Annotated in this window: 5 protein-coding genes; all 5 read left to right on the forward strand. The window is 43.2% G+C overall.

Annotated features, from left to right (window positions below; translation table 11 throughout):
• Window positions 1-3: 3 nt before the first annotated feature.
• Window positions 4-1,359, forward strand: a complete 1,356-nt coding sequence (glmM, locus tag NOM01_RS15200; RefSeq protein ID WP_255749343.1) for a phosphoglucosamine mutase — start codon at window positions 4-6, stop codon at window positions 1,357-1,359.
• A 556-nt stretch (window positions 1,360-1,915) separates the two neighbouring features.
• On the forward strand, window positions 1,916-3,721 hold the full coding sequence (gene glmS, locus NOM01_RS15205; RefSeq protein ID WP_255749344.1) for a glutamine--fructose-6-phosphate transaminase (isomerizing): 1,806 nt from the start codon (window positions 1,916-1,918) through the stop codon (window positions 3,719-3,721).
• 865 nt (window positions 3,722-4,586) lie between these two features.
• Window positions 4,587-4,838: a transposase gene (locus NOM01_RS17315; protein WP_370646159.1), complete on the forward strand. Its 252-nt coding sequence runs from the start codon at window positions 4,587-4,589 to the stop codon at window positions 4,836-4,838.
• Between the two features lie 442 nt (window positions 4,839-5,280).
• Window positions 5,281-5,799, forward strand: a complete 519-nt coding sequence (locus NOM01_RS15210) for a matrixin family metalloprotease (RefSeq protein ID WP_255749345.1) — start codon at window positions 5,281-5,283, stop codon at window positions 5,797-5,799.
• 89 nt (window positions 5,800-5,888) lie between these two features.
• Window positions 5,889-6,542 (forward strand): hypothetical protein, encoded by a 654-nt coding sequence (locus tag NOM01_RS15215; RefSeq protein ID WP_255749346.1) that lies wholly within the window; start codon window positions 5,889-5,891, stop codon window positions 6,540-6,542.
• Window positions 6,543-6,564 lie beyond the last annotated feature (22 nt).

Consider the following 6,564-nt stretch of genomic DNA (forward strand, 5'->3'; position numbering starts at 1 on the left):
ATTATGGCAAAGTACTTTGGAACAGATGGAGTCAGAGGTATTGCAAATCTCGGCTTGACACCTGAATTAGCTTTTAAATTGGGGCGGGCAGGCGGTTATGCATTAACGAAGACGACTGAACATCCGAAGGTGCTGGTTGGCCGGGACACGCGTATTTCCGGATATATGCTGGAAGGCGCGCTGATCTCCGGACTATTGTCTATCGGCGTTGAAGTGATGCGTCTTGGTATTATCTCAACGCCTGGCGTTGCCTATTTGACGAAGGCGATGGACGCAAGTGCCGGCGTGATGATCTCTGCATCGCATAATCCTGTTGCCGATAACGGCATCAAGTTCTTTGGCAGTGACGGATTTAAGCTGAGCGACGAGGTTGAGGAAACCATTGAAGCATTGCTGTCTAAAGAAAAAGATGATCTGCCAAGACCAATCGGCGGTGACTTAGGCACATCCAGCGACTATTTTGAAGGCAGCCAAAAATATCTTCAATTTTTGAAACAGACGATACAGGAAGACGATTTTTCCTCGCTCAAAATCGCACTCGACTGTGCCAATGGATCGACGAGCTCGCTCGCCCCGCATCTTTTTGCTGATCTGGAAGCAGACATTGTCACAATAGGGACATCACCAAATGGTAAAAATATCAATGAAGGCGTCGGCTCGACACATCCGGATGCTTTATCTGCACTTGTTGTGGAAAAGGCAGCCGATTGCGGACTTGCATTTGACGGCGATGGCGACCGCTTGATTGCTGTTGATGAGCTGGGAAACATTATTGACGGCGATAAAATTATGTATATCTGTGCTACCTATTTGAAATCAAAAGGAATGCTGAATAAAGATACATTGGTAACGACCATTATGAGTAATCTTGGCTTGTACAAGGCACTTCAAGCGGAGCAAATTGAAACAAAACAGACGAAGGTCGGCGACCGTTACGTTATGGAAGAAATGCGCGCCGGCGGTTACTCACTTGGTGGTGAACAATCGGGACACATCATCTTCCTTGAACATTCGACAACGGGAGACGGAATGCTGACAGCTCTGCAGCTGGTCAGCATCTTGAAAGCCAGCGGTAAAAAGCTGTCCGAGCTTGCCGCCGGAGTACAAACATATCCGCAAAAATTGGTCAACATCCATGTTGCCGACAAATTCCATGTAACGGAAAATCCGGAGGTCGCTCAATCGATCAAGGATGTTGAGGCCGATATGGCCGGCGACGGACGCGTTCTGGTGCGACCTTCAGGTACGGAGTCACTTATTCGTGTAATGGCTGAGGCACCGACTGAGGAAGCATGCGATGCTTATGTCGACCGAATTGCTCAAAAGGTTGTTGAAGCAGTTGGCGGCGAAATTCAATAAAATAAGACGAAATAAACCAGCGGTCAAAGTCTCCACTTTTGGAAAATAATTTTTCTGAATTTGGGCGGGCATTATGATCGCTGTTTCTGCGAATTTATAACTGTTTGCCATTTTCAACTGAGACGGGAAAAGATGACCATAGAAAATTTAATCCCGTGGTTGCCGGACATGGCTTTGCTGAATAGATATATTGAGTAAGAAAAAGAATCCCACTTCGAAGAAGATTGACGCACAGATCAGATTAAAGTAGTATGTGGGTAACTCGAGAAGGAAAGCGAGGGTCGGATAACTGAATATTAAGCGCCTGGACTATTCTCTCGAACGGAGATTTACGGAATAGTTGACGAGGAAGAGGTTTATCGAAGGATTCGGCGGATACCTCTCGGAATGCTTGCAACCGTTAGCACGCGCACAAACCAGGAAGGCAACTTTCTGTACAGAACCCGTGCTGCAGGCACATAGGCAATAAAAATAAAAAAAACAAGTGGGGCAAGACTGCCCTATCTGATGAATAGAACATCTTTGAAGCACCTTGCCTCACAAGGAGGACTATCCTATGTGTGGTATTGTAGGCTATATTGGCAACGAAGATGCACGTGACATTTTACTTAAGGGACTCAGCAATCTCGAATACAGGGGCTATGATTCAGCAGGAATCGCGCTTTTGAATGCAGATGGTGTCCATGTTTTCAAGGAAAAAGGACGGATCGCCGTTCTTCGTGAATCCGTGGATCCTGCCGTTCACGCAACGCTTGGTATCGGTCATACACGCTGGGCAACACACGGCGAACCGAACAAGCGCAACGCGCATCCGCATCAGAGTGCTTCAGGCCGATTCACCCTTGTTCACAATGGTGTAATTGAAAACTACAGTCAGCTGAAGGCAGAATATCTGTCCGACGTTACCATGAAAAGCGAGACGGATACCGAAGTCGTTGTACAGCTGATCGAAGTTTTCGCAAACGAAGGTCTGAGTACGGAAGCAGCTCTGCGGAAAACGCTGAAGCTGCTTGACGGCTCATATGCGATTGCACTGGTTGACGCGGAAGACAGCGACATGCTCTATGTAGCGAAGAACAAAAGCCCGCTTCTGATCGGACTCGGAGATGGCTTCAATGTCGTAGCAAGTGACGCGACAGCGATGATCCAGAAGACGAAGCAGTACGTTGAGCTGATGGATGAAGAAGTTGTCGAATTGACTCGTGACAGCTACACGATCATGGATCTCGACGGCAACAAAAAGACGCGCGCGCCTTATACGGTTTCCTTCGATGCGCATGACACGGAAAAAGGTGCTTATGCTCATTATATGTTGAAGGAAATCGACGAACAGCCGGCCGTGATGCGCCGTCTGCTGCAGGAATACAGCGGCAAGGACGGAGTCGTTACGCTTGATCCGACGGTCACGAAGGCCGTCAGTGACGCAGACAGAATCTACATCATCGCCTGCGGCACAAGCTATCACGCCGGACTCGTCGGCAAGCATCTGCTTGAGACCGTTGCCGGAATTCCGACTGAAGTGCATATTTCGAGTGAATTCTCCTATAATATGCCGCTTCTCTCGAAGAAACCGCTGTTCATCTTCATCTCGCAGAGCGGCGAAACGGCCGACAGCCGCGCCGTACTCGTCAAGGTGAAGAAACTCGGCTATCCGACACTGACCATGACGAATGTCGAAGGCTCGACTCTATACCGCGAAGCAGATTACAAAATGCTGCTGTTCGCGGGTCCGGAAATCGCTGTTGCATCAACCAAAGCATACACAGCTATGATCGCCGTCTTTGCGTTTATCGCCGTTGCTTCTGCTCAAAAAACAGGCAAGAAGCTCGATTTCGACCTTGTTCATGAGATGAGCATTGCCGCACAAGGCATGGAGCAGATGATTGACGAAAAAGCGCTGCTGAAGGAAGTCGCACGCGAATATCTGTCGATCACACGAAACGCCTTCTACATCGGTCGCGGACTCGACTACTACGTCTGCATGGAAGCCTCTCTGAAGCTGAAGGAAGTTTCCTACATCCAAGCAGAAGGTTTCGCCGGCGGCGAGCTCAAGCACGGCACCATTGCCCTGATCGAGGATGGCACACCAGTATTCGCTTTTGCGACCCAGAAAAATGTCAACAACAACATTCGCAGTAATGTTGAAGAGGTAGCCGCTCGCGGCGCCCACACGTGCATCATCAGCATGGACGGAGTCACGAATCACGTGGACGACCGCATCGTGCTTCCGAAAGTGCACCATGCCCTGACACCACTTGTTTGCGCAGTTCCTCTGCAGCTGATCGCGTACTACGCAGCCCTGCAGAACGAATGCGACGTCGATAAACCAAGAAACCTGGCCAAATCGGTTACGGTGGAATAAAAAATAGGAACAGGCAAGTACACAAAATCGTGTACTTGCCTGTTTTTTATAAAATGTTTCCTGAGGATGATCTTGTTACGCAGTAAAGACGGACTGGCAATTATAGAGCGGGAAAAGTTAAACAGGTGAATCGATTATCTAGCAGGTGAGGCGGTTATTCAGCAGGTTAACGATTTATTTAGCAGGTGAGGCGGTTATTCAGCAGGTGAGCTGGTAATTTAGCAGGTGATCGATTCAAATGCATTTTATGCAACTCCAGGCTCCTTCCTAATTAGCATTTTCTAATAGTCGTTTGTATTATTTTGGCATATTTTTTAACCATGAGGTTTAAAAACAACAGTTGATAAGAGTTTATAAAAAAGCGAGTTTTAATCCTGCCAACAGTCTTTTCTCTCACTTTAAGGCTTGAATCCTAAGTAGGGGATGGATCAGTCGCTTGTTGTGTCTGTGAAGCTCTAAGGCTTGCTGTCCGTTTATGCGGAGATTGCTTAGGCTACTTTTATATATCACAAAGTTATCGTATGATTTAATTTTTCACATACCAAAAAAAAATCATTTTGTCGACAAATTACGACAGATTTTTTTTTTTTGAATAATATAAAATGTTTCTAAGCATTAACATTACTTTTTTATTGACCACAATAAAAAAGGTCCACAATGTAATAATGCCTAAAAAACCGTCCAAACATGCCTAGAAGTTCAAAAATCTCTTAGACTCATAAATGAAGTGTAGAGAATACGTTGGGGGGTGTTATGGCAAAAAAGCTAAAATGAACTATTTCCAGAATCATTTCTAGTCAATCTTCCTGTGAATTCTACTTGATTCAGAACAAATGATCCGATAGCTTTACCTGCCCTGTCTGCGATGTGCACACTTTTTATCAGGCCAACTGAGGGAGGCAAACGTAGACGGGGAACCAAAAAGGCTACGTTGGTCGTTGGGCTGATCCTCAATACCAAAGGTCATCCGCAATACGCCAAAATACAAAGAGTTCCCAATGTCCAAGGCAAAACGCTCAGAGTACTGACAGAAAAAACACTGAAATCTGACACGATGATCCATACGGACGGTTTTAGTTCCTACCAGGTCTTGTCGGGGAGGTGGGGAGAGGTTTAGGTTTAGGGGATTAAATTTGCTCCCAAAAGTAATCGGGATCATCTCCATTGGTTGCACAACATGATATCCAATGCCAGAGCAATTATGAGGGAACCTACCATGGTCTAGACAAGAAACAAATTTAGGCCCATCGCGATGAGTTCAGTTACCTATTTAATCGTCGACACTTTGAGGATGAACTTTTCCATCACCTGCTTTCTAACTGCGTAACCACATTAACGGTCACCTATCATGAGCTAGCGAGATAATCAGAATTGATTATTACCTATTAATGTTCATTGTTATATCGAAATTTTCCAAAGGGGTTGTTAAGAAAAGTCAGAGTTTCAAACTCAATATCAAGTATTCATACAAAACCTATAACAGCAAGATTTTCCATCGAATAGTACATTTTTATTATTCAATTATTTAACTTAATTAAACCTAAAGGAAGGGTTGTTACATGAAAAAAATTCGCCAATTAATCTCCGCACTAATAATTCTCGTTGGGTTCACATTCTTCTTTTTTTTATCATCTCCTGAGGAAACTTATGCTGCCTCATCTAGCATACAGAATTGGAGTTTAATCGACAGTGGACTTCATATGGACTGGGGTGGATCTACTTCATATTTGAGTTATTTTAAAAGCGGAGTCAACACATGGAATAATTATATAGGTAACAAAATCAGACATGATACAGATTGGACTATTAAAGATGTGACGTTATCCGATATATATATAGTAAATGGCACTAATGCAACCACATACCAATATGGAGAATTGAAGTTTAATAAATATAATATGGATCAATTATCAGGAACAAGAAAACAAAATGTCGCAACGCATGAATTAGGTCATACGTTGGGTCTTGCACATAATACATCCGAAGATATTATGTATAAATACGATACTACAAGAACCAGTCTAAGTGCAAATGATAAAGCATCTTATGATCGGTATTTTTATGTAATTACTCATTAAATTAAATCACAGAGAGAATATTAAGCAGTACTTGAGCTGAACAGGGATGACTATTAACTTCAAAACTAATAATACGAGGAGGATTATTTATGAAGAAATACAATTACGCAATTCTTCTTCTTATCTTTATACTTGTTTTAACGGGCTGCTCAGATAAATATACATTTAAGGATGGAAGATCATTCCCTGTTAAACGTGTAGAAGGCTCTTTTATCATTAATCCAGATAATGAACGAGCACTTGTTGGTTATGCTGATTACGTATTTGTTGGCTATGTAAACCAACTATTAGATACGGACTTTAAGAACCCTGTTGAAACAGAAACTAAGGACGGTGGAACAAAGACCGTTGCAGATCCATTTACAAATTATAAAGTAACTGTGATCCAAAATTTAAAAGGTGATCTTATCACTAACCAAGAAATTCCTATTGTAAAAGAAGGTGGATTAACTCAAGATAAAAAAACAGTTCAGCTCTATGAAAACGACACACTTCCTGTGGAAGGGAACTATTATATATTTATCGGATATGCACAACCGGACGGTTCACTATTAATATCGGGACCAAATTCGAATAAAGAACTAACAAAAATTAATGGTCTTCCTTCTGTAAAGACATCCTCGCTCATAAATAAAGTGAAGGCAGATGATCAAGTACTCAAAATTAAGAAAGCTGTTGACAATCAAATTACAAAAGACAGAAAACGATTTACCTCTAAATATGAATCAAATAAAAAGAAATAGTTTGTTTAACATCAATGATTGA

It is taken from the genome of Sporolactobacillus sp. STSJ-5 (genome assembly GCF_024385605.1).
In the GTDB taxonomy this organism is placed as follows: domain Bacteria; phylum Bacillota; class Bacilli; order Bacillales; family Sporolactobacillaceae; genus Sporolactobacillus.

Bases quoted from the DNA above. Each gene is read 5' to 3' on its own strand.
- glmM (WP_255749343.1), top strand. From the start codon at position 4: ATGGCAAAGTACTTTGGAACAGATGGAGTCAGAGGTATTGCAAATCTC.
- NOM01_RS15210 (WP_255749345.1), top strand. From the start codon at position 5,281: ATGAAAAAAATTCGCCAATTAATCTCCGCACTAATAATTCTCGTTGGG.
- glmS (WP_255749344.1), top strand. From the start codon at position 1,916: ATGTGTGGTATTGTAGGCTATATTGGCAACGAAGATGCACGTGACATT.
- NOM01_RS17315 (WP_370646159.1), top strand. From the start codon at position 4,587: ATGTGCACACTTTTTATCAGGCCAACTGAGGGAGGCAAACGTAGACGG.
- NOM01_RS15215 (WP_255749346.1), top strand. From the start codon at position 5,889: ATGAAGAAATACAATTACGCAATTCTTCTTCTTATCTTTATACTTGTT.